Origin of the sequence: Arcobacter rhizosphaerae (genome assembly GCF_049472155.1) — a bacterium.
In the GTDB taxonomy this organism is placed as follows: domain Bacteria; phylum Campylobacterota; class Campylobacteria; order Campylobacterales; family Arcobacteraceae; genus Arcobacter_B.
Genome location: NZ_JBMOVW010000001.1, coordinates 587,139 through 612,018 on the forward strand (window position 1 = coordinate 587,139; position 24,880 = coordinate 612,018).

Genomic DNA, 24,880 nt, shown 5'->3' on the forward strand with positions numbered 1-24,880 from the left:
TAATTCCTTTTATATATAATGGGATTGTAGCGAAATTGTGATTTATTTTGCTATAATAATTAAAATTCTAAAAAAATTATGAATACCAAAAGGCAATGATTATGAGTAGATTTGATAAAATATTTTATACTATCGTAATATCTTTAAGCGTATATGTGACCATAGGTTTTAAACTTATTCCTTATATCCTAGAAGATCAGTTAATAAAAAATCTTGATAAAAACCTAACCCTAAAATCCCATATAAAAAAAGTAGATTTCAACCCCTTTACTTTTAATACGAAAATCCATGATTTTCGACTTGGTGAATATGAAAAACCAACTATTTCTTTTGAAGAATTTGCATTAGATTTTGGAGTTTTACAGTCTTTATTTGAATTACATATAAATATTGAAAATGTATCACTAAAAAGTGCATTTGTTGATGTAATACAGCAAAAAGATGGAACAATTAATCTTACAAAACTTTTAAAACCATCAAAAGATGAACCAATAAAAAAAGAACCCACAAAAGAAGAAAATAATTTAGCCTTTTTAGTTTCAAAACTATCTTTAATTGATACAAAAATAAACTATACAAGACTAAAAGAAAATGATCCCTTCTTTTTATCAATTGATGATATAAATTATACTTTATATGATTTAGGTAGTTTTGGAAACCCTTTATCATCAAATAGCTTTGCTTTAAATATAAATAAAAACTCTAAACTACTAATTCAAGGTGCTTTTAGACTTCAACCCTTTACTATGTATGGAAAAGCTACACTAGAAAACTTAGAGTTACAAAAGCTTTTAGATTATGAAAAAGAGATGCTAAACTTTACTTTAGATAAAAAAGCAAAATTAGATCTAATAGCAAACTTTGACATTACTACAAAAGACGAATTTAACTTAAAAGTTTTTACAGATAAACTAAACTTATCAAATCTAAATCTAAAAAGCAATGATACAAAACAAGATATATTCAAACTAAAAGAGTTTGATGTAAAAAAAGTGAGTTTAGATTTAAAAGAAGAGGATATAAAAGTATCTCAAGTAAGTCTTTCAAAACTTTTTATAAATCTTATTCAAAATAAAGATGGCTTAAATGTAGCAAAACTTATAAATACTCCAAAAGAAACTAAAAAAGAAGAAAAAACTTCAAACAATTGGAAAGTAAATATAGATAATGTACAGCTATCAAATGGTACTTTAGATTTTAAAGATAACATAAATAATATGGAAGTTAAAAATCCAAATTTTAGCATCAGTTCAAATAACATAGATATTAAAGGTTCTGATATTTCATTGGCTAGTTTAAGTCTAAAAAACCCTAACTTATCTTTTGAAGATAAAAAGAACTCTATGGAAATAAATACAGATGATTTAGACATAAATCTAAATACATTAAGACTAGCAAATAATATAACTTCATTAAATAGCCTAGATATAAAGAAAAAAGCTTTGATTTTTAAAGACAAAAAGAACTCTTTACAAGTAAATACAAATAATACTTCTCTTAAAATAAAAGGAATAAAACTCAAAGACTTAAAAACATCTATAAATACTCTTGAGTCAAATATAAATAAAATTTTTATATCACAAACAAAAGAAAAACAAACAATAGATGTAAATAATCTTAACTTAGATATAAATACAATCAATCTCAATGGCTCAAATATTGATATCAAAAAAGCATCTATTTCAAAGCCATCTATTCAACTTGAAAATAAAAAAAATCATAATTTAATAAATGCACAAAATATCACTTTAAATTTAGATGATATAAGTAAAGATGAAAAATCAATAGTAGTGAAGAAGTTAAATCTAAAAGAACCTACTTTAAATATATATAATACAAAAGAAAAAACTAAAATAAATACTTCAAATATTGATATTTTTGTAAAAGATATTAAAAGTTATACAAATGGCTTAATAAGTGTAGCAAGTACGAGTATTATAAATCCAAAAGTATCAATCTCTCTTCCAAAAAAAGAAGCTTCAAAAAAGAAAAAACAAATAGCTGATAAAAAGAAAAAAGACAACTCAAAAAGTACGGCTAAATTAAATATTGGGCCTGTAAAAATAGAAAATGCTTCATTAGCATTTGAAGATAAAAACCTACCTATTGCGTTTAAAACTGTTATTTCAAAGTTAAATGGTCAAATATCAGAACTTGATACTACAAAAGCTAGTAAGACAAAACTGAAAGTAAACGGTGTAGTAGATAAATATGGAACAACAAAAATCACAGGTGTTGTAAATCCAAATGATATAAAAATTCTTACTGATGTAAATATGATATTTAAAAATATTTCTATGAAAAACTTTACTCCTTATACATCAAAGTTTATAGGAAAAGAGTTAGATAGTGGAAAGCTAGATTTAAATCTAAATTACAATATTCAAAAGTCAGATTTAGAAGCACAAAATTCAATAGTAATTACAAAAATCGAATTAGGAAAAGACGTAAAAAGTGATGATGCTGTATCCTTACCTCTTGGTTTAGCAATTGCACTACTTGAAGATTCAAAGGGAGTGATTGATTTAAATATTCCAGTATCAGGGAATGTTGATGATCCAAAATTTGAAATAGGTTCAGTATTATGGAAAGCGTTTACAAATCTAATTACAAAAGCTATCACTGCACCTTTTTCATTGTTAGGAGCGATGTTTGGATTTGATGCAGATGAGATAAAAAGTATAAACTTTGAGTTTGGGAAAAGTGAAATAACACCAATACAAAAAGAAACACTTGATAAGATTACAAAAATATTAAATAAAAGACCAAATTTAGCCTTAAAACTTGTACCTTCTTATGATGAAACAAAAGATATGTTTGCACTTAAAAAAGCTATTTTTAATAAAAAAATAAAAGAAGAAATACCAAATGATCAAATAAGAAACTATGAAGAAAAGTATTTAAATGTTATGATGGATATGTACAAAAAATATGATAAGAAATTAAGCTCTAAAAAAACATATATGAAAAATGATAAATTAGATATAAAGAGCTATACAAACTACTTAGAAAATCAACTTATTCAAAAACAAAACATCACAAAAAAAGACTTAGAACTTATGGCAAAAAATAGAGTTTTAAATATCAAAGAGTATTTAGTAAAAACAAATAACATCAAACCTTCTCAAGTTATCATAAGTAATAAAGTAAATATACAAGCTCAAAGCAAAAAAACTTCTAGCATAGATTTAGAAATCTCTCAATTAAAATAATAACATAACTAAAACTTATAAATATGTCATTTGACATATTTATAATAATCTGTTATTATTCTATTTTTTAATACATTAATTATAAGGATTAGTTATGAAAAATAGTTTAGTTATTATTATGATACTCTTATTAGGTTTTCTATTTTATGGTGTTTTTACTCAAATAAATAAAACATCATCAAAGAATCTAAAAAGAGTTCCTTGTCAAAATACAACAACAACTTTTGAAAAGATAAATACAGAAGCAGATATTTTAAAAGCTATTCAACTCTTAGAGAGTAACTCTACTAAAATTGATGGATATATTGATTACTCAAAATTTATGAAAAGTAACATAAAAGATAAAGTTTCAAATGAAGATATAAAACAAAGAATATTAAAAATAATAACTACATATAAAATAAATGATTTAAAAACAAATGACACTCTAAATATAAAATTTTATATCTATGAAAATGACAGAGAAGATAAAAGAAAAAAAGGTGATAGCTGTAAAGTTTATGCTGGATATATTGTCTTAGAATTCTCTTTAAATAACCAACAAGTATATAAAATTCAAACTGACTATATGAAAGAGGATACAAGTGATTTAGATGAAAGAATTAATTGTGCTATAAAATCATTAGTTTTATTAAAATAAAGGAAAAAAATGACACAAAAAATATTTAAAAATAAATATCATATATTTGAAATAGTTTATAAGAAAGAAGAACTTAAATTCAATACTGTAGATGAAATCATAAATGAGTTGAAAACGATGATTGACAATCATCCTATAATCTCTTATATTACTATATTTGATCAATATGCACATACAAGCTCTTTAAAAGAAGGTGAGATAAATCCTCATATAAAAGCAGCTAAAAATATAGTTTTTTGTTTTGGAAAAGAACTCCCAACACCAGAGGTTTTAGCAGTAAGACCTAGAAGTATAGCAGTTTGTGAACTAGAAGATTCATTTGTAGTAAATTTTTTAGAAGCACCAAATGATGCAGCAAATAAAACTATGGAAGAATTTATAAAAAATCTTAAGAAATAAGAACTAGTTTACTAGTTCTTATCTTCATTACTATCTACATGTATTGCTACCCAAAAACTATAAGGTAAAGCAGCAATAATAGCACTTATAAAAAGTAATCCAAAAATTACATCAAAAACTATATTATTAAACATCAAATACTTCCTTTAAATTATGAAAGAAGTATAGTTAAAAATGGTACTAAAAAAGTACCACTTTTTTAAAGTTTAATAACTTTAGCTCCAAAACCACCTTGACTTGGATGAGCGTCTGTATAAGCTTTTACTTTTGGATGAGAATCTAAAAACTTCTTAACTGCATAAGATAGTTTTCCCGTACCTATACCATGATAAACTAAAACTTCATCAAAACCTGCTATTAGTGCATCGGATAAGAACTTATCAAGATTATCAACAGCTTCATCTGATCTTTGACCATGTAAATCAAGTTTTACATGACCACTATCTGGTTTTTGTACATTTACTGTAGCTTTTTTAGGTGGTGTTTTTATTTTTGGTGGGTTTCCACTTCTTTGTAAATCTTCAAGTTTTACTTGCACTTTCATACCCATATCATTTTCAATAAAAGCTTTTTTACCTTTTATAGAAATTAGTGTACCTTTTGTATTTCTATATTTTACCCTATCCCCTACTTTAAGTTCAACAGGATCAACTACTTTTTTTGTTTCAATTTCGCTTGCTTTTTTATGAGATATATTTAAGTGCTGATGTCCTTCTTTTACTAATTTAGCTTTTATAGCTTTTTTTGCCTCGTCTCTTGCATCTTTATACTCTTTGTGAAGTTTTGACTTTTCAGAATAAATTTGATCATCTAAAGTCTCTTTTTGTTCCTTTAAATTTCTTGATAATCTTTGCATATTATCTATTTCATCATCAAGTTTAGCAATTTTTAGTTTGTATTCCCTCTCCAAATCACTACTTCTTTGTATTAATTCATTTAGTCTATCTTTATCTTCACCATAAACTTCTTTTGCTTTTTTGATTACATTTTGAGGAATTCCATATCTACTTGCTGTTTCAAAAGCATAAGACTTACCAATAGTTCCTTGTAAAAAATCATAAGTTGGTTTTTGATTTTCTTCATCATATAAAGCTGCTATTAATTCTACATCATCATTTGAAGCCATAAGTGCAGCTAATCTTTTATGGTGAGTTGTAATAATTACTTTAATATCTCTTTTCATTAAATCTTCAATTATTACTTTAAATAAACTTGCAGCTTCATCTGAATCAGTTCCTAACTCAATCTCATCTACCCCAACTATTGCATTTTTAGCACTAAATAGTTTTGAAAACTCTACCATTCTTCCTGCAAAAGTAGAAATATCATTTTTAACACTTTGGGGATCATCTAACACAGCATTTATGTTTTTAAAACTTCCGATAACTGTCTCTTTTGAAGCTTTGTAAGGAAGTAAATATTTTGATAAAAAAACTGCTGATAAAATAGATTTTAACATCATTGTTTTACCACCTGCATTTACCCCAGTAATCATAACAACTGATTTAGTAAAGTCAATACTAATAGGCTTAGGATCATGTAATGCAGGGTGAGAAAACTTCACTAATTTATTCTCTTTTTTCTTTGATGGTAAAATAAAATTTTTATCATCTATCTTCGCAAAAAATATTCTTGCTTGATAATGATCAAATCTATCAAACTCTTTATTTATAAATTTTAAAAACATCAAGTTTTTCTCAAAAGTAGAACTTATATCTTTACATACTTTAAGAAGAATTTCTTCTTTTTTATTAACTAAATCATTTTGTGCTTGTTTAAGAGAACTTACACTATGAGGTAAAACATAGAAAAAACCTGAGTTTGATCTATCTAAAACAGAAGCTTTTAACACATGGTTAAAACCACCTCTTACAAGTAAACACTCTTCGCCATTTACATAATGAACTTGTGAATCTACAAGATAAGTTCTTAGATTACTGTTGTTTATTGATTTATAAAGGCTTTGCTTAATTTGCTCTTTGTTTTTTTTGATAGCTTCATTTACTCTATCAAAATCATCATTTACACCATGTTTTAAATTTGATTTTTCATCAAAATAATCACAAACAGAATTTATTTCTGATGGTATGATAATCTTATCTATCCACTCTTGAAGTTTTCCTTCAAAGTTAAATCTTTTTAAATAGTTAAAATACTTAATAATTTTAATGAATTCATAAATTTCATAAACTTTTAAAATACCTTGTTTTTGTAAATGTACAAGTTGATTGTCTAAATTTTCAACTTTTTTTGGTTCATTAATATCATATCTTGAAAGTTCATTTATAAGTTTAAAGTGAAGGTTTATATCCCCTTCTAAGATGATTGATTTTTCTCTAGCTAAAAGTTTAGAGAAAGATTCTATATAGTCTGTTAAATCTAATTTTTTTAATATATTTTGCATGGACGCATTATAGCCAAAAGGCTATAATACTTTTATTATAAATAATACTGCCAGTAAACTAAAGCTATTGTAGTAATACAAATAATACCAAAGATATTAAATACAATACCAAATTTAGCCATGTCTTTTACTTTTACAGCTCCACTACTCATAGCAATAGCATTTGGCGGAGTAGCAATTGGAAGCATGAAAGCATAAGAAGCACAAATAGTAGCAACAAATAAAATTAATGTACTATCGATATTAGCAACCTGACTTAATGAGTAAATAATAGGTAATGCAATAGAAATTAATGCTGTATTAGAAGTAACCTCTGTCGTAAAAGTAATAAGTGAAGCTACTAATATGATTAAGAATACAACTGGTAAATTAGTAAGTTGCAATAAATAATTTGCTATTTCATTTGCTAATCCTGTTGAAGAAAAAGCAGCAGCAATAGAAAAACCTGCACCAAATAAGAATATAATCTCATAAGGAATCTTTTTTGTATCATCCCAAGTTAAAAATCCTATTTTAGGTAAGAACATTAGTAAACCATAACCAAGTAATATACCTTTCTCATTTATTCCCAGTCCAGAATAGTATGGTTCAATTTTTGAGTTAACTAATAAAAGAACAACTAATGAACCCAAAATATATAAAAGTCTTCTTTGCTCAGAATTTAAATGTTCTCTATCTTCTAAATGAGTATCGAACTTTAAGTTATTTACACCTAGTGATAAAACAAAAGGAATAATTAAAAGCATAACAAAAGCAAGTGGTGCTGTTAAAAAAATCCATTTAACAAATGGTATAGCCTCTATTGCCTGCTGTTCCATAAATCCTAAAAGAATTAAATTAGGTGGCGTACCAATTGGTGTTACAATACCACCAATACTTGCACCATAAGCAATAGCAAGTACTAATCTCATTTTTAGTCTTAAATCATTTGTTAAGAACATAGCAATAGGAATAAGTAAAAGTGCTGTTGTTGTATTTGAAATAAGAGAACTTAAAAATGCTGAAGTTATTGATAGTGAAAATAAAATTCCTCTTGGAGTATTAGGGAAAAGTGTCAATAACTTATTTGAAACATATTTATGTAAATTGGTCTTTTGAGTAGCAATAGCTATCATAAAACCACCTAAAAATAGAAAAATAATAGATTTAGAGTAATTTACAGAAGTTGCATTTGTACTCATAATATCAAATGTAGGAAATAGTAATATTGGTAAAAGTGATACTACACCTAAAGGTAATGCCTCATTTGTCCATAATGCAACAAGAAATGCAATAATCGCAAGAAGTGTTGCATGTTGCGTATTAAACGCATAACTAGCTACAAAAAATGTAGCTAGTGCTAATACTAATGCTATAGCTATTTTTTTCAATTGAATCCTTTCTTTTTTAACTACTATATACATTGTAATTAGAATAGTCTAAATATCAAAAGAAAGTGTATAAAAATTGTATATACTACAAGAATTATTTACCTATAGTAACATAAAAAAATCTTATAACATATTTTATACATAATAAGTACATCTTATGTACATTTTATATATAATTTACTTCTTCTTTGGTCTAAAAGGTTTAATCACATCTTCATTACATTCTAAAAACGGCCCTTCCATTAAATCAATACAATATGGAATTGCAGGGAAAACAGCGTCTAAACACTCTCTTATTGATTTTGGTTTTCCAGGTAAATTTACTATTAATGAACTTCCTCTTAATCCTGCTGTTTGTCTTGATAAAATTGCAGTTGGTACAAACTTTAATGATTCAGCTCTCATAAGCTCACCAAAACCTGGCATCATTCTATCACATACAGCTTCTGTAGCTTCTGGTGTTACATCTCTAGCTGCTGGACCTGTTCCACCAGTAGTAACAACTAAACAACAACCTTCATTATCAACTAAATCTTTCATTGTATCTTCAATAGTTTTTTGATCATCTTCAATACATCTATAAACACTCTCCCAAGGAGAAGTTAAATAATCATTCATAGTCTCTTCAATAGCTTTACCACTAATATCTTCATATATACCTTTACTAGCTCTATCAGAAGCTGTGATAATTCCTATTTTTGCTATTTGTTTTTCACTCATAAAATATGTCCTTTTTCTTTTATATAATAAACTGTTGCATAATTTTTAAAAAAATCATTTGCTTTTTGTGAATCAATAATTTTATCTTTTTCTCCAAGATAAACTTCAATTTGAACTCCTTTATCAAGGAGTTCTTGAAGTTTTTCTTCGCTCCATTGATACGTTAAAAGCTCTTCAAGTTCTTCATAAGTACCTAATTTAAAATATTTAGAAGTATCTTTTTTTTCGGGATATGCAATGTTTTCTAAAAAGTTATCACAATAAGCTTGGGCATCTTTTTTAAAAAACATCAATTGCATTCTCTTAAACTTTTTATCTTGTGTTTGGAAAAATGCAGGTGAGAAAAGTTGAAGTTTATCTACCCTTTGAGAACTATGTAATACTTCTTCAAAAGCTTTTATAGCTCCGTAAGAAAAGCCTGAAACAGTAAAATCATTATTAATTAAATATTCACTAAATAATTCTTGTTCATTTTCTAAACAAAAACCTGAAAAATAACTTTTAGATATCTTCAATATTTATAACCTCTTTATCTAACATAACATTTTTTAATCTTTCAATATCAGCAGCATTATGAGATAAATCTGCTCTTAATTCATTTTTGATATTTGTGATTAACTCTTCTATAGAACTACTCATTTTATATTTTTCTACTATATCTTTTGCAGTAGCATAAGCACTATCTAAATCTTTATGGTTTATAGCATATTTTTCTTTTTTGATTACTTCAACACCTATAATACCTGCTAAATCTCTTTTTATATTTTCACATAATTCATGGTATGAAGGATATGTTGAATCAAGCTTTTCTACATACTCATCAAATAAAGCAACTTTTGATTTTGAAATAAAAGCTTTTGAAGCTTGATAAATAGATAAAATCTCTTTTTGTTTATCATCAAGTATTTTTATTTGTTTTTTCCCAAATTCAAGTTTATTTTTAGCAACCTCGATATCATCCATATCTAAAACTTTTGAGTCTTTTTTTATCATACATAATAAAGCTTCATTAATAAGTGTTGCTAAAGATGCCGAACTAAATCCAGAAGTGTCATTTGCTAATTTTTCTATATTTACTTCATGATTTTTTTCTTTTAAATATAGTTCTAAAATTCTCTTTCTATCTTCTATGTTTGGGAGTCCAACATGAACACGTCTATCAAATCTACCTGCTCTTAAAAGTGCATCATCTAAAACTTCAATTTTATTAGTTGCTGCTATTACAATAACTCCACTATCTCCCTCAAATCCATCCATCTGAGTTAAAAGTTCATTTAATGTAGCTTCTCTTTCGTCATTTGACTTTCCACTTCTTGCTTTTCCTACTGCATCTATTTCATCAATAAATACAATTGCTGGTGCACTTTGTTTTGCTTTTGCAAAAAGTTCTCTTACCTTTTTTGCACCCATTCCCACATATATTTGTACAAATGAAGCTCCACTTTGATAAAAGAAAGGAACATCAGCCTCTCCAGCAACAGCTCTAGCTATTAAAGTCTTACCAACACCTGGAGGCCCAACTAATAAAACACCTTTTGGAAGCTTAATACCATGTTTTAAATATTTGTTTGGTTCATTTAAGAAATCAACTACTTCTTCTAGTTCTTCTTTGATTTCTGCAATTCCTGCAACATCTTTAAAAGTTACATTTGAACTTACAGCTACAATATCTGAATTTAAAACTTCATGTGATGTTTGTGCTCTTGACTTTACTAGTTCTTCATTGAAAGCACTATTTTTAACTGAACTTTTGCCTTTATTTTTCTCAATAAATTTTCTAAGTTTTTCTTGATTAAATTTAAGAACTAGTGCAAAAGCTAAAAGAATAAATAAGAAACCTATTCCTAAATAGTAAGAACTATTTTGTATATGTGCACTACTTTTGTAGATTGTATATAAAAAAAGTATTAATAAAACGATGGCAGAAATTGCCATCAACTTAAAGTTTTTATCTAAATTTTTATCTATCTTATTTGAATTTTGCGACATTTTTATTAGCCTTTGCTTCATAGTCATCTATGAAAATCCAATCTCCTACAATATCAACAGGAGATTCGACTTCTATTTGATTAAAAAATTGATCAAGCCCTATGTATTTTCCATTTTTTTCTTGTTCTATTAAAACTTCAAGTCTTTGCTTGTTATTTTGTCTAAAATCAAGATTTTTTTCTTCAATTATTTTAGTTAATTCGTTATAACGTAATTTAGCAATATCACCTTTTATTTCAGGTTTCATTGTAGCACTTGGTGTACCATCTCTTTTTGAGTATGTAAATGCATGAACATGAGTAAGTGGGAATCTATGAAGATTTTCCATAGCTTCTTTCCATAATTCATCAGTCTCACCTGGATGTCCAACAATAAAATCAGTTCCTAAAGCATATCCATTTTCTTTTAAGAATTCAAATAATTCTAAATCAGATAATACTTTATTTCTTCTATTCATAATCTTCAACATATCTTTTGATGTATGTTGCAGTGCAATATGAAGATGTTTTGCCATAAATGGTTCGTTTATGATTTCTTTGAATTCATCATCAATTTGAATAGGTTCAATACTTCCCATTCTAATTCTTCTAACACCTTTGATTTGTGACATCTTTTTAAGTAATTTAGCTAAAGAAGTATGTTGTTTTTTACCATAAGAACCTACATTTGTACCAGTTAAAATAAATTCTCCAAAACCATTTGCAGCTAAAGTCGTTACTTGCTCTAAGATTTTATCTTCTCTATAAGATCTTGCATCACCTCTTACATAAGGAATAATACAGTATGAACATCTAAAATCACAACCTTCTTGGATTTTAATAAATGCCCTACTTTTGCCAACAAATTCTTCAACAATCGTTTCATCAATATGTTCTAAATCACCAGCTTGGAAAAATCTCTCTTCTTGTTTTAAAAGCTCATTAATATTTTCTTTTTCTGAATGCCCAAATAGCGAATCAACTTTTTGCTCTTTAAACAGGCTTTCACCCTTTGTCCAAACACCACAACCTGTAAAAATAACTCTTGGGTCTTTTGGTAATTTTTTTAAAGAGTTTATATATCCTCTAGCAGTTGAATCAGCACCATTTGTAACTGTACATGAATTAATCACAACAACATCTGCTTCTTTTTCATCTTGTGTAATTTCAAAATCTTTTAAATTACTCATCATAACTTGAGTATCAAATACATTTGTTCTACAACCAAAAGTTTTAAAGTATACTCTTGGTTTATCACTTGTAAAATTCATTAAATATTGTTCCTTAATTTATCTTTTTATTATTGCATCTTCAAGTTCACTTGGCACAGTTTTTTTATGTACTGAAACTCCGTATGCATTATCTGTTTTATTAATATTAATTTGTTGAGTTGGATATGCAATATGAATATCATCTTCTTCCATAAATGCACTAATAATCTCAGGAGACATAGTACTTCTTAGCTGTAAAGCAGCATAAGAGTTTGTAAGATACCACCCTGAAATAACCATACCATGTTGTTCTGCAAAAGTAAAAACTCTTGGCTCAACACCTGTTGCTCTTAATTGATATTTATTTCTCATTTTTGATAACTGTTTTCTTGTAATATCAGTATAACCTTTTGAATAATGTTTTAAAATATCTTTTACTATCTTTTGCGCTTTTTTATGGTTTGAATCAAAAGTAATTGTAACATCAATACCATCCCAAACTGTTCTCAATCCTGAATGAGTATAGTTTGCTATCATTTCAGAAAAAATATAGTTATTTGGAATAAAGAAAATTCTACCTGTTCTTCTATTTACTGTATAGGATGTGTATGTAATATCTTCTCTTATTGTAATTTTAAATAATGAAATATCAAGTACATCTCCAACTGCTTCTAAACCATTTCTAGTAACTTTGATTCTATCACCTACTTGAATAGAGCCAGATGTTACGATAACCATCCAACCAAATATTGACATAAACCAATCTTTTAAAGCAATAGCAATACCAGCTGATGCAAATCCAAGGATTGTTACTACATAAGATACATTATCAATATATGAAAAAAGTATAACCATAACAACTAAAAAAACAACTGTGAAATTTATCACTTTATTTGTCATATAATAACTCTCGTTTTGAGAGAAATATTTTTTTAGAGTAAGTTTTACTAAAAATGTAATAAGCCATAATAAAACAATAATTGCTAAAATAATTATGATTTTTTGAATTTGTTGAGATATTTGATCTTTAATTTCAAGTATTACTTGTTCTATTTTTCTTGTATAAACAATTTGTGTTGTTGATACAATCTCTAAAACCATATTAAAATCTTTTTTTTGTTTATCTAAAAATGTGATTTTATCTTTATAAATACTTTTTTGATCTAAATTAAAAAGCTCTAAATATAAAATCAATTCTTGATCTAATTTAACAGTTAAAGATTCAATATCTTTTTCTAATTTCTGAAATTCTTTTTTATTATCTTCAAGCTTTTTAATATGAGATAAAGCATTTATAATCCCAAAAGGATTAGTAACATCTTCATATTCTTCAATTTCAGGAGGATTGATAAGTCCACCAATAGGTGAGCCTTTATACTCTTTGATTAGTTCAAGCTCATTTTCTTTTACTTTGATTTTATTATGTAATTGAAAAAGTTTCTCTTCATTATGAATTCTTTTTTTATATGCTAAATCTTTTTTTAGATTAGCTAATTCTGTAGAAATTTTACTATACGAAATATAATTTGAATATCTTTTTAAAAGAATATTATCTTTTAATTCTAAATCAATTTTTTTAATTTTATCTAGTAAAACATTTATTTTAGCAAGATTTTGCATATCAATTTCTCTTGCTTTTTTTTCTGCTAATTCTCTTGCTTTTTTTGCTTCAAGCTCTTTTTGAGCTTCATCAAATCGTTCTTTTATTATCTTTTGTTCAATTTCATCAACAACAGCTTTATCTTCAGGTGCAATTGTACTAGATGTTTCTGTTACTTGTGAAAAACAAAGAGAAAAAGCAAAAAAAGAAGACAATAATATTTTTTTAATCAATTTAAAAGTCCTTTAAAATCTCTATTACATCACTCTTACTAACTTCGTCTGTTATAACACAGTCTCCAATACCCTTTGGTAAAATAAACTTAATTTTATTATCCAATGATTTTTTATCTAAGAAAAAATGTTCATAAAAATCTTCAACATCTTTAATTTTATAAGAAGTTGGAATATTATATTTTTCAAGTAAATTCTTTACTTTTAAAGCCTCTTCTTCTTTCATAAGACCAACTTTAACAGCTAGGTTATTTGCCATAACCATTCCAATTCCCACAGCTTCTCCATGTAAATATGTATCATAATTTGTTTCATTTTCTATTACATGACCAAAAGTATGCCCATAATTAAGAGCAGCTCTAATACCATGTTCTTTTTCATCTTTTGACACAACATCTGCTTTTGTTTCCACAGACTTAGCAATAGCAATTTTTATATTTTCATCATCTGTTAAATCATTTTGTTCTAACCACTCAAAGAATTCACTATTAAAAGTAACAGCCATTTTAACTATTTCTGCAACTCCTGCACCAAACTCTCTTTTTGGTAAAGTCTTTAGCATACTAGGATCAATAAGTACTGCTTTTGGCTGATGAAATGCTCCTATAAGATTTTTCCCATATTTATTGTTTATTCCTGTTTTTCCACCTACACTAGCATCAACTTGAGAAAGTAAAGTTGTAGGAACTTGCACAAAATTTATACCTCTTTGATAAATAGAAGCAGCAAAACCTGTCATATCACCAATTACTCCACCACCAAATGCAACAAGTAATGATTTTCTATCAAGCCTATGTTCAAAACAATGATTTAAAATCATATCAATAGTATTCATATTTTTGTATTCTTCCCCATCAGGGATAGTTACAATACTTAATTCTTTTGCACTTAAGTGTTTTTTTAAATACTCTAAATGAAAACCACTAACTGTTGGGTTTGTAACAATTACAACTTTTGTATCAAAATATATATCGTTTAATTTATCAATCGTAATATCATAAGATGTACTATCTGGTAAAGTAATATTTACTATCATATAAAATCCATTTAATCTAATTTGATAGATTTTATCTAAAAAAATCTAATTATAGGTTTAAAAGTTCTATAAAATCGGACTTTATTAACTGTCATTTAAGATTCATTTGTTAGTGTAAAGAAATAATAATTAAATTTTTTTAGGAGCAATAATGAATATATCAAGTTTTGGCTTTTTTAAAGGTATGAATAAAAATATGTCTATATTTACTATGCTGATAATTTTAATTGCAGTTTTCTTAACAGGTTATTTTCCTGTAAAAAGTTCTAAGATTTTTGTAACTATAAGACAAGTTCTTAATCCCTTTTTAGAATGGTATTATGTTTTGATTGTTGCATTTTTACTGTTTTTTATGATTTGGCTTGGAATGGGAAGATATAGAAATGTAAGATTAGGTGGAGATTTAGAACAACCTGAATTTACTTTCTTTTCATGGGTTTCTATGCTTTTTGCAGCAGGTACTGGGGTGGGTATACTTTTTTGGTCAGTAGCACAACCTATCATTCAGTTTCAAAATAATCCATTTACAGGAACACAAATGACCCCAGAAGCTGCTATTACAGGAATGAGTTTAAGTTATTTTCACTGGGGTTTAAATGGATGGGCGATATTTTCATTTATTGCTATTACAATGGCATATTTTTCATTTAGACATAATTATCCTTTAACAATACGTTCCGCACTTTATCCTATTTTAGGAAGATATACAGACGGTATTATTGGAGATTTTGTTGATGTGTTAGCAGTAATAGGTACTATTTTTGGTATTGCTACAACTCTTGGTTTAGGTGTTGAACAAATGAACTCAGGATTAAAAGAAGTTCTTAATATAAACACTTCAACTACACTACAATTAATAGTTATGGCAGTTATTATGTTAATTGCTACTATATCAGTTTTATCAGGTGTAAATAAAGGTGTTAAATTACTCTCTGTAGGAAACTTTTGGCTAAGTATTATTGCATTAGGATTTTTATTGATTTTTGGTCCTACTCAATACCTTATTGGATTAACAGTAGAATCTACAGGAGATTATATTCAAAATATTTTAAGAATGACTTTCCATACTAATGTAACACATAACACAGATTGGCAAGCAGTTTGGACGGTATTTTTTTGGGGTTGGTGGATTGCTTGGTCACCGTTTGTTGGTATGTTTATCGCAAGAATTTCAAGAGGTAGAACATTTGGAGAATTTGTTGCAGGAGTACTTTTAACACCAACTCTTATTACTATTATATGGATTGGATTATTTGGTGGTACTGCTTTATATGAAGAATTATTTATGAATAAAGATATAGTAAGTGCAGTTAATGCTGATGTATCAGGAGCACTTTTTATAATGCTTGAAAATCTAAATCTTGGTATCTTAGGCAACATCATGTCATTTTTAATGATAGTTTTAATTGCTACATATTTAATAACATCAGCAAATGCAGGAACCCTAGTAATTACTACAATATTAGCAGCAGGTTCAACAACACCTCCATCATTACATAGAGCTTTATGGGGAATTATCTTAACACTATTAACAGGTGTTTTAATTGTAGCTGGTGGCTTAGAAACTCTACAAGCAGCAGTTATTACAGCAGCATTACCTTTTTCAATTATTATAATCATCATGATAGCTGGACTACTAAAAAGCTTAAGTTTAGAAGAAACGCCTGTAAGATCAGGTAATGAATCTTTAAGTGCAAGAGAACCTTGGATATTAGAAAAAGATGTAGGAGAAAAAGGAACTATAATAGATGAATTAAATCCTAATGTAAAAAAACTAAAAGAACCTGAATATAAATAAGTTTGAAATAAAAGGCTATAATGGCGACCCCAGTGTGATTCGAACACACGTCTTCAGGAGGAAATCCTGACGTCCTTGGCCACTAGACGACGAGGTCATATTTTGAGAGTGCAATTATATTCAAATTATTATTGAAATATTCTTAAAATTTATATTTTAATCTAAATTGTTTATTTTTAAGAAATTAGCAGATCTTTGATGACCTAATGCTTTTGCGTTTCTAAGCCATATTGTAGCTTCATTTTTATTTTTTAATACTCCATAACCATTATAATAAAAAAGGCCGACATAATACATAGCTTTTGTTCGACCTTTTTTAGCTGCTTTTAAATAATACTTAAAAGCTTTAGAATAATCCTGAGCTACATCATTCCCTATTCTATATATATCAGCTATTTTTAATTGTGCGTTTATATTTCCACTATTTGCTGCTTTTGATAATAAATCAAGTGCTCTATCCGTATTTTTCTGGATACCATCCCCTACTAAATAAATAACACCTAAATTAAATTGTGCAGCTTCATTATTTGCTCTGACAGAACGTTCATACCAATAAATAGCTTTTTTTATATTTTTTTTTACACCTTTACCATAATAATACATTGAAGCTAAATTATTTTGAGCTATTATTACTCCTTGTTTTGCAGCTTCTTTATACCAAAAATATGCTTGTTTTAAACTCTTTTCTTTTGGAGACAATTCATAAAGCATAGCAAGATTTAATTGTGCTAAAGCATAACCTTGTTTTGCAGACATTAGATAATACTCTTTAGCTTTATGTTTATCTTTTTTTACACCCTTACCTAAAAAGTATATATGAGCTAAATTATTTTGTGCTTGTGGATTTCCGTTTTTAGAAGCTTTTTCATACCAAAAAACTGCTAAATCATAGTTTTTTTCTACACCTAAGCCTTTATAATTCATAAGACCTAGGTTGTATTGTGCCTGATGATTGTTATTCGCAGCTAATATTAAAAGTTCCTCATAAGCTTGAAAATATTTTTTTTCTTTTAAACTTTTAGCAGCATCATCAAAAGTAACTGCATTAAGATTTATAAAAATGAATATTAAAAAAAATAAGAGTTTTTTCATTTTAAATGCCTTTATAATATTTACTCTTTTTTATTATCTTTTATTATCTCTTCAGTTGTTTTTATCTTATCTAATGTTGTATCAATATTTTCATTGACTTCTTTATTTAGTTTATCAATTTCAGAATCAATAATATCTAAACTTTTTTCATTAATTTTTTCATTTAAACTATCTTCTTGCAATAAAATATCAGTACTTGTATCTTCTTCAACACTTAGTTCAATATCTTTTGCTAAAATATCATCTCCATATTGATCTATATTTCTTACTTTCATTTTATCAGCAAAAGATATATTTTTTAACACATCATATTTATTTGGAGTAACTTTATCCCAAAGATCACCATCACACATAGCAGAATCTGAAACATTGTATTCATTACAAGTTGGCCAATTTTTATTTAATCCAACCATAAAATCAAGTCTTTTCCAAAAGAAAATATATAAGTCTTTTTTGAAATATTTTGGTTCATTTTTCTTAAAATCTACTATTCTTTGTATATGTAATTTTACATGTGTCTCTTTATTTTTTTCTTCAACTTGTATTGACCAATTATCTTCTGTAGTATAAGCATCAAAAATATTTACAACAAGTTTAGGTTTGATTATATGAACACTGTCCCTATATGAATCAATAATAAAATTTCTATTACCTGAATACATAAAAATTTTTTTAGAAGCTTCTAAAATTGCATCTTTATTTATATCTTTATAGACTCTTTTTGTATATTCTTGTCCTTTATTCAAATTTTCACTACTTACAGAACAAGCTGTAAAAAATAAAACTATAAAAAAAACAAATAAACTTCTAAAAATTTTAATATTATTTACTAGTACCATACGCACCTAACCTATCTAATAATTCATAATCTAAATCTAGTTTAACACTATCTGCTATTATATTTATATTATGTAATTGACCAAAAATTAAAGTATTTTTTACTTTATGTTTTTTTACCACATCATTAGCAAAACCTGTCGTATAATCCTTATGCATTCTAATATAAGTTATAGGTAAATTTTCTAATTGTTCTAAAGGATACTCTTCATTTTTATATCTTTTTAAAATAGTATTTAGCTTCATTTCATTTGCACTAGTTATAAATCTTATAAAATCGGCTTTATGTAAATATGCACTATATGCCGTAATACTAAATACAATCTGCTCTCGTAGTATTTTATTTTCTTTTGCATATTCATCTAACCATTTCATAAAATAATCATCTTTTATTGAACTAAAAGATAGATTTACTGCTAGTTGATATGTACAATTATTTGACTCAATATATTCAAGAGCCTTTCTTATTACTTGTTTATCAAACTCTTTAATAATTCCAAGTTTTTCTGCAACAGACACGAAAGAACCTATTAAAAGTTTTTCATTATTATGATCAAATAATTGAGGAGAAACTTCTTTCATTATAATTTTTTGTGGGTCTTCAAAAGAATAAGTATCTAAAACAAAATCAATATCAAAATTTGACTTTTCAATAATTTCTTTTACATTATTATCAATTTTTTCATAGTTTTTAGCAACATCTTCTTCTGTAATAACATAAAAACTATTTAGTCCAATTTCTTTTGATTTATCATAAGCTTCATTAGCAGAATTTAAAACACTTTCAATTGTTCCATAAAGATCAATAGAAGTTGTACCAACTTGAATAAGTTCATTTGGAACATCAAAGTTCTTAGACATTTTTTCCACAATATTTGAAACTAAAGCCTGAGATATTTCCTTTGCTTCATTTGCATCAATATTCTTAGAAATTACAGCAAATTGAGAGCCATAAAATCTATATATTTTATTTTCTGATTTACTATGAGAATAAACTACATTTTTAATAATACTTGAATAATGCTCTATAAAATTATTTACATAACCTGTATCATGCTTTTTACTTATTGAAGCTAAGCCATCAATTTTTATTAAAAATATATACCCAGGAATTGTAGTAACAAACATATTTTTCAAATCAAAATCAAATATTTTTTTATTAGGTAGTCCCGTTAAAGTATCTGTAGAGACTTTTAATTCAAGAGATTCTTTATTCATATTTAACTCATTAGTTAAAGAAGCTATTTTAGAAGACATTTTTGATACTTTTTTAGTCAATTCTATAATCTCAGGAGTTCCTTCAAATCTATTTTTTTCTATATTAGAGTATTTATTTCCAATAATATTATCAAGATATTTATTTAAATATAAAATTGGTTTATTAACATATTTTTTAAATACATAATTATGATAAAAACCTACAACAAAAACAATAGGAAAGGTCATTACAATAGTAAAAATAGCAAGTTTAAATAAAAATATTTCTAACTCTTTTTTTACAAAATGATTATTCATTTCATAAGTAACTTTTGCTATTTTATTATTTTCAATTATTAAATCATAGGTTTTATTTGAAAAATTTAAATCTATTAGAGAATCTATGCTTGAAAAAAACGATTCATCTTCTTTTTTATCTCGTTTTAGTAAAAGGTTAGAAAAATTTATTTGAGTTAAAAAGTTTTTAATTTCACCTTTTTTATAAAGCTGAAATCTTATTTGTAAAGGAGTTTCTTGATTAAAATTATTTGAAGGAATAAATTCAAAAAAAGAACTATTTTGCATTTGTTTAATTGTTCCATAATTTATATCAACTAAAGTTTCTGTAATTTTCCACGATTTATCATTAAAAGTACTTATTGATTCAATTAATGAATTCTTATCAAAAATAAACTTATAATAATCAACTTTTATTTTATTAAATAGTTCTATATTTACAGAGTCATCTATCATTCGTATAGTATTTTCTCTATTTATAAGAAGATTATCTTTAAAGTAATTATTTAAAAAATTTATATTTAAAGTTAAGTTATTTTTTGTTCTTTCAACCAAATTATTTTTGTAGTTTTTATAAAAAATATATGAAGAACTAAAAAAAAGTATAATAAATATTAATGATAATATTAAAATATTTCTAATATTGTTATTTGAATATCTATTTAAAACTTTTTTCATGATTTTATTTACCTAGCTTTTCAATCTTAGGATTAAGCTTTGGATGTATCCCCTCTGTAGCAATAACAGCTTCCTCACTACTTATAAACTTATCATAATAAATAGTTGTTGTACTTATATTTTGATTTAAAATAACTTTAGATTTATCTAATCCATATCTATGAATAAACCAAGTCACTTTATTACTACTTATAGTTCCTAGATTTATAGTGTACTTATATTTTGCTTTTTCTTCTTCAAGTTTTCTTTGCTCTTCAAGTCTTGCTTGTTCTTTTGCTTTTTCTTTTGCTTTTTGTTCTTCAAATCTTGCTTGTTCTTTTGCTTTTTCTTCTTCAAGCTTTCTTTGCTCTTCAAGTCTTGCTTTTTCTTCTTCAAGCTTTCTTTGTTCTTCAAGTCTTGCTTGTTCTTTTGCTTTTTCTTCTTCAAGCTTTCTCTGCTCTTCAAGTCTTTCTTGTTCTTTTGCTTTTTGTTCTTCAATTGTGGTTTCTTCTAATTTCTCTTCAAATAATACTATTTCTTCTTTTCTTTGTTCTTCTAAATTCTGTTTTTTATTAGCCAATTCTTTTGCTTCTTTTATAACTTTTAATAATTTATTCGAAGTTTCATTAGAAGAGTCTTTTTCATTGATTTCAGTGCTACTATTATCTTTTAAATTATTTTTTAAGTATGACTCTTGTGTTCTAAAAATCTTTTGTATTATTGGCTTATTTCTTAAAATAAACTCTGGTAAAGAAGCTTTTTTATTTTTTGCGATGTCTAAAGTTTCATAAATTCCATACATTATCATAATTTTTCCACTATTAGATACAACTAAAATTGTCTTATCTTCTATATTATTTTTTTCGACATATTTTCTTGCTAAAGACATATTTTCAAATGCAGCAATATTTAAACTATAGTAATTTCTATTTGCAGATAAAAACTCTTTTGTAAAATCTGTTTGAGTTTCCAAATTAATATTATTTTTGATATTTTCTTTTGTTTTAATATCTTTATCTTTAATATCTACTACTTTTTTATTTACATATTCATATTCAACTTCTTCTTTTTTAGAAATATTAAACTCTTTATTCTCATTATAAAGTTTAATCACCGAGTTAGTATTTTGTATAACTGGATAAATATTTTCACCTTTTATTCCAGAATATTGTAAATAATCTTGAGCATTTTTATAAGTATCAAAAATTCCATAATATACTTTTATTAATTCTCCATTATCTCCTGCTCTAAAGAAAAAAGTATCTTTATAAATTTTATTAGTTTTTACTATGTTTTCAACTTCTTGTAATTTTGTAAAAGTACTTACATTAATTGTATATTCATTATTTTTCAAAGCTAAAAATTTATCTTTAAACTCTTTATTAGTAGTAAAAATTTCTTTTTCTTTTGGCTTTAAAAACTTCTCAACAACTTTTACTTTTACCTTTACCTCAGGCTTAGGTTTTTTGATTTCAAGCCCTGATAAATAAGCTAAATAACTCTCTTTTATATTTGAAACTTTTTTAATTTCAGTATTTCTATTAATAAAGTTTGCTTTGTTTTTTATTAAATATTGTTTTGCTTGCTCTTGTGTCTCAAAATTGTTATGAGCAATTTTAGTCTCAATTTTTAAATTATTTATAACATCATAAACTAAAGAGTTATCTTCAATATTATTTTCTTTTATAAAAGAAAAAGATTCAAATAAATTTTTAAAACTACTTATCTCAATCATGTAACTATTTTCATCAAAATTATTAAATTTCTCAATAAATTCTTTAATTTTATCTTCAAGTGATTTTTTAACTTCAACTAAAACATCTTTTTTAGGTTCTTTTATTTCTAATTCTTGTTTAGTTTTCTCTTTCTTTTCTTTTTCTAATTTATTAAAATCTAACCCTGGGGAACTAACATCTTTTTTAGGATAAATAGTATCCATGTAATCACTTTTTGAAAAATCAATAAATTTTTGACTTGAAGGATCTATTTCAAAGAAACTTGAAAGATCTCCAGTAAGTTCTAAAATATCAAAAAAGTCTGTAACTTGTTGTTTTTCAAAATTTACAAGTTCAGTCTCAGCTGAATTTAGCAGTCTTTGTCCTTGAAGAAGTGTTGGTAAATCTTGCTCACCTAGTTTAAAAGCATCCCAATATGAACTAATCATTTTTCTTGAAGCAATAACTTCTTCTATCGTACTTTCTAAAGCTTGTGATACCGATTGTACAGAAGTATATAGTTTAGATAAATTCCATTTAATCTTTTTCTTTTCTTCTTCTAATTTATAATTATACTCTCTAATAGCACTATTTACCTCTAAAACTTTATTTTGATCTTTTCCACCATTATAAAGATTATATTTTAACTTTATTTTTCCATTATAATAAGATTCGTGCTCTTCTAAATCTTCTTTATTATTAACTTTTTTATATGACATTTCAAAATCAACTGTAGGTTTAAAAGCAGATTGTGCACTTTTAATTCTATATTTTTCAGCATCAATTGATTTATAATAATTAATCAACTCTTTATTATTATTTATTGCTCTTTTAAATAATTGATCAAAATCATCAATTTTTACATCAAAACTTTTCTCAAAAGGTAATGTTTTCTCAAATCTTGTTCCAACAATATATTCATAGTATCTTAAAGCCTCTATGTATTTAGATTTCACTTTTACAAGTTTCGTCATTGCATTAGCAACACTTGCTTTTATTGATGTTAAATCTCCAATAGAAGCAGCACCATTATCATATTTAACTGTTACAATATCAAGAATTTTTCTTAATTTTTTCATATTTCTTTCATTTACAAGAACTGAACGTTTTGTAAATACAACTTGAAAATAGGCTTTTATTGCTTTTTTGATTTCTGAATCTAATGAAATTTCATATTGATTTTGAGAAACTTCTAGCTTTTTTACTAAATTATTAACATCATTAGTAATTTTTCCACCTGAATATAAATTTTGTCTTAATACAATTCTATAATTATTATCTTTGTATTCTTTATATAATTTGTTGTCTTCTTCACTAGGCTTTTTTAATGTTTTACCATAATTATATTCTAAGTCTATTTTAGGATAATTTTCAGCAAAAGCATTTTTAACTTTTAATTCATTTTGAATTACTTTTTCTCTTTTTGCCTTTAAGATTTCACTTCGTGATATAGTTTCTAATACTACATCTATTAGCCTTACTTTTCTATATCCTTTTGTATCGATAGCATCTTTATACTTATCATTTTTCTCTTTTGTTTTATCAAGTTTTGTATCATCTAAATCTTTTTTTACTAAATCAATATTTGACTTAATACCCTCAACTATATTTAGTTTTTTAATTTTTTCTAAATTTAAATTTGATTTTGCGATATCTTTATTTGTTAATTTAACTTCTTCATCATTTTGAGCAGCAAATAAAGAGGAAACACTCAACAATATTAAACTATATCTAAATACTTTTTTCACTATCTCTTAATCCTAATAACTAAATATCCATTTTGTTTATCAATTTTTTCTTTAACTTCTGTACTTGCTAATAAATCGATTCTTACATCTTTTTTATCATAACCAAATTTTCTAATAAGATTTCTAGTTCCTAAAGATCTTGCTAGTGATATTTGCTTTGCTACTGTTGCACTTGCTTGACCTTGAACATCTGCTGCTGTGATAAGAATCTTATGATTCTTATATTTTTTCTTAATATCTAAAATAAATGATTTTAACTCTTTTGCGATTTTATTATCAAGAAAAATTTCATTTCCTTTATAAGTTATAATAAAATACTCTTCATTTTGTAATAAAACTTGTTTAGAGTCATTATCATCATCTTTTACATCAGCAACATCAACCCCTCCTGATTCAATTTCAGCTTCTTCTTTTTCTTCTGCTTTTACAGTTCTTTCTTCAACAATTTTTCTTAATCTTACAATTTCCTGTTGCATTTTTTGGATATTTTGAGTTTCTTTACTCTCTTCTTGTTCTTCTTTCTTTTCAAGAATTTCATTTATTTTTATTTCTTTAGGATTTGTATTTAGAATTAATTCATCTGTTGCTATCGTTCCTGTATATGAAATTTTAAATTTAAATTGTGCGTAATATCCTAAGTTTACTAATAATACTAATAAAAATAGTAACATAACCAAAATCACTGATGAAAAAATATCAACAAATGATGGCCATGGGTTAAACTCATCTTCACACTTTCTACTCATT

The 24,880-nt window shown here is 25.9% G+C and carries 18 protein-coding genes and 1 tRNA gene; 4 read left to right on the forward strand and 15 right to left on the reverse strand.

The window, feature by feature from the left end:
- Nucleotides 1-101: 101 nt before the first annotated feature.
- The 3 genes from ACH5BH_RS02930 (at nt 102) to ACH5BH_RS02940 (ending at nt 4,251) form a co-directional block, all read left to right on the forward strand.
- Entirely contained in the window at nt 102-3,212 is a 3,111-nt protein-coding gene (locus ACH5BH_RS02930; RefSeq protein WP_423297392.1) for a DUF748 domain-containing protein, read from the forward strand.
- A gap of 94 nt (nt 3,213-3,306) precedes the next feature.
- Complete coding sequence (locus ACH5BH_RS02935) at nt 3,307-3,852, forward strand: hypothetical protein (protein WP_423297393.1); 546 nt, start codon at nt 3,307-3,309, stop codon at nt 3,850-3,852.
- A gap of 9 nt (nt 3,853-3,861) precedes the next feature.
- Nucleotides 3,862-4,251 (forward strand): DUF6858 family protein, encoded by a 390-nt coding sequence (locus tag ACH5BH_RS02940; RefSeq protein ID WP_423297394.1) that lies wholly within the window; start codon nt 3,862-3,864, stop codon nt 4,249-4,251.
- A gap of 11 nt (nt 4,252-4,262) precedes the next feature.
- On the opposite strand, the gene ACH5BH_RS02945 is transcribed toward ACH5BH_RS02940, so the two are convergent.
- The 9 genes from ACH5BH_RS02945 to aroB all read right to left on the reverse strand — a co-directional run bounded on the left by ACH5BH_RS02945 (nt 4,263) and on the right by aroB (nt 14,792).
- Nucleotides 4,263-4,385, reverse strand: a complete 123-nt coding sequence (locus ACH5BH_RS02945) for a hypothetical protein (protein ID WP_404303896.1) — start codon at nt 4,383-4,385, stop codon at nt 4,263-4,265.
- Nucleotides 4,386-4,450: 65 nt separating this feature from the next.
- Nucleotides 4,451-6,655 (reverse strand): endonuclease MutS2, encoded by a 2,205-nt coding sequence (locus tag ACH5BH_RS02950; RefSeq protein ID WP_423297395.1) that lies wholly within the window; start codon nt 6,653-6,655, stop codon nt 4,451-4,453.
- 35 nt (nt 6,656-6,690) lie between these two features.
- Nucleotides 6,691-8,025 carry an SLC13 family permease gene (locus ACH5BH_RS02955; protein WP_404303893.1) on the reverse strand — a complete coding sequence of 445 codons (1,335 nt, stop codon included), beginning with the start codon at nt 8,023-8,025 and terminating at the stop codon, nt 6,691-6,693.
- A 177-nt stretch (nt 8,026-8,202) separates the two neighbouring features.
- Nucleotides 8,203-8,745: a molybdopterin adenylyltransferase gene (gene mog / locus ACH5BH_RS02960; RefSeq protein ID WP_404303891.1), complete on the reverse strand. Its 543-nt coding sequence runs from the start codon at nt 8,743-8,745 to the stop codon at nt 8,203-8,205.
- Entirely contained in the window at nt 8,742-9,260 is a 519-nt protein-coding gene (gene bioV, locus ACH5BH_RS02965) for a pimelyl-ACP methyl ester esterase BioV (protein ID WP_423297396.1), read from the reverse strand. Before bioV ends, mog begins: the two co-directional genes overlap by 4 nt.
- Complete coding sequence (locus ACH5BH_RS02970; protein ID WP_404303887.1) at nt 9,247-10,734, reverse strand: AAA family ATPase; 1,488 nt, start codon at nt 10,732-10,734, stop codon at nt 9,247-9,249. Before ACH5BH_RS02970 ends, bioV begins: the two co-directional genes overlap by 14 nt.
- Nucleotides 10,715-11,983: a tRNA (N(6)-L-threonylcarbamoyladenosine(37)-C(2))-methylthiotransferase MtaB gene (gene mtaB / locus ACH5BH_RS02975; RefSeq protein ID WP_404303886.1), complete on the reverse strand. Its 1,269-nt coding sequence runs from the start codon at nt 11,981-11,983 to the stop codon at nt 10,715-10,717. The genes ACH5BH_RS02970 and mtaB overlap by 20 nt, the downstream gene beginning before the upstream one ends.
- Nucleotides 11,984-12,001: 18 nt before the next feature.
- Nucleotides 12,002-13,756, reverse strand: a complete 1,755-nt coding sequence (locus tag ACH5BH_RS02980; RefSeq protein WP_423297397.1) for a mechanosensitive ion channel domain-containing protein — start codon at nt 13,754-13,756, stop codon at nt 12,002-12,004.
- A 1-nt stretch (nt 13,757) separates the two neighbouring features.
- The gene (gene aroB, locus ACH5BH_RS02985; RefSeq protein WP_423297398.1) at nt 13,758-14,792 is read right to left on the reverse strand and encodes a 3-dehydroquinate synthase; all 1,035 of its coding nucleotides are present in this window, start codon (nt 14,790-14,792) and stop codon (nt 13,758-13,760) included.
- 151 nt (nt 14,793-14,943) lie between these two features.
- Between aroB and ACH5BH_RS02990 the strand changes: the two genes are divergently transcribed.
- Nucleotides 14,944-16,590, forward strand: a complete 1,647-nt coding sequence (locus tag ACH5BH_RS02990) for a BCCT family transporter (RefSeq protein ID WP_423297399.1) — start codon at nt 14,944-14,946, stop codon at nt 16,588-16,590.
- 21 nt (nt 16,591-16,611) lie between these two features.
- Here the strand turns inward: ACH5BH_RS02990 and ACH5BH_RS02995 are convergent.
- The 6 genes from ACH5BH_RS02995 to ACH5BH_RS03020 all read right to left on the reverse strand — a co-directional run bounded on the left by ACH5BH_RS02995 (nt 16,612) and on the right by ACH5BH_RS03020 (nt 24,879).
- Nucleotides 16,612-16,687: transfer RNA gene (locus tag ACH5BH_RS02995), tRNA-Glu, on the reverse strand.
- Nucleotides 16,688-16,746: 59 nt separating this feature from the next.
- Nucleotides 16,747-17,682, reverse strand: a complete 936-nt coding sequence (locus ACH5BH_RS03000; RefSeq protein ID WP_423297400.1) for an SEL1-like repeat protein — start codon at nt 17,680-17,682, stop codon at nt 16,747-16,749.
- Between the two features lie 20 nt (nt 17,683-17,702).
- Nucleotides 17,703-18,521, reverse strand: a complete 819-nt coding sequence (locus ACH5BH_RS03005; RefSeq protein ID WP_423297401.1) for a hypothetical protein — start codon at nt 18,519-18,521, stop codon at nt 17,703-17,705.
- A complete protein-coding gene (locus ACH5BH_RS03010; protein ID WP_404303868.1) occupies nt 18,505-20,691 on the reverse strand; it encodes an EAL domain-containing protein in 2,187 nt (728 codons plus the stop codon). The genes ACH5BH_RS03005 and ACH5BH_RS03010 overlap by 17 nt, the downstream gene beginning before the upstream one ends.
- Nucleotides 20,692-20,695: 4 nt before the next feature.
- The gene (locus tag ACH5BH_RS03015; protein WP_423297402.1) at nt 20,696-24,133 is read right to left on the reverse strand and encodes a TolC family protein; all 3,438 of its coding nucleotides are present in this window, start codon (nt 24,131-24,133) and stop codon (nt 20,696-20,698) included.
- Nucleotides 24,133-24,879: a hypothetical protein gene (locus ACH5BH_RS03020; protein WP_404303866.1), complete on the reverse strand. Its 747-nt coding sequence runs from the start codon at nt 24,877-24,879 to the stop codon at nt 24,133-24,135. The genes ACH5BH_RS03015 and ACH5BH_RS03020 overlap by 1 nt, the downstream gene beginning before the upstream one ends.
- Nucleotide 24,880: the final 1 nt, after the last annotated feature.

Excerpts from the sequence above, each read along its gene's own strand:
- ACH5BH_RS02930 (WP_423297392.1), top strand. The coding sequence starts at position 102 with ATGAGTAGATTTGATAAAATATTTTATACTATCGTAATATCTTTAAGC.
- ACH5BH_RS02935 (WP_423297393.1), top strand. The coding sequence starts at position 3,307 with ATGAAAAATAGTTTAGTTATTATTATGATACTCTTATTAGGTTTTCTA.
- ACH5BH_RS02940 (WP_423297394.1), top strand. The coding sequence starts at position 3,862 with ATGACACAAAAAATATTTAAAAATAAATATCATATATTTGAAATAGTT.
- ACH5BH_RS02945 (WP_404303896.1), bottom strand. The coding sequence starts at position 4,385 with ATGTTTAATAATATAGTTTTTGATGTAATTTTTGGATTACTTTTTATA.
- ACH5BH_RS02950 (WP_423297395.1), bottom strand. The coding sequence starts at position 6,655 with ATGCAAAATATATTAAAAAAATTAGATTTAACAGACTATATAGAATCT.
- mog (WP_404303891.1), bottom strand. The coding sequence starts at position 8,745 with ATGAGTGAAAAACAAATAGCAAAAATAGGAATTATCACAGCTTCTGAT.
- ACH5BH_RS02970 (WP_404303887.1), bottom strand. The coding sequence starts at position 10,734 with ATGTCGCAAAATTCAAATAAGATAGATAAAAATTTAGATAAAAACTTT.
- mtaB (WP_404303886.1), bottom strand. The coding sequence starts at position 11,983 with ATGAATTTTACAAGTGATAAACCAAGAGTATACTTTAAAACTTTTGGT.
- aroB (WP_423297398.1), bottom strand. The coding sequence starts at position 14,792 with ATGATAGTAAATATTACTTTACCAGATAGTACATCTTATGATATTACG.
- ACH5BH_RS02990 (WP_423297399.1), top strand. The coding sequence starts at position 14,944 with ATGAATATATCAAGTTTTGGCTTTTTTAAAGGTATGAATAAAAATATG.
- ACH5BH_RS03000 (WP_423297400.1), bottom strand. The coding sequence starts at position 17,682 with ATGAAAAAACTCTTATTTTTTTTAATATTCATTTTTATAAATCTTAAT.
- ACH5BH_RS03005 (WP_423297401.1), bottom strand. The coding sequence starts at position 18,521 with ATGGTACTAGTAAATAATATTAAAATTTTTAGAAGTTTATTTGTTTTT.
- ACH5BH_RS03010 (WP_404303868.1), bottom strand. The coding sequence starts at position 20,691 with ATGAAAAAAGTTTTAAATAGATATTCAAATAACAATATTAGAAATATT.
- ACH5BH_RS03020 (WP_404303866.1), bottom strand. The coding sequence starts at position 24,879 with ATGAGTAGAAAGTGTGAAGATGAGTTTAACCCATGGCCATCATTTGTT.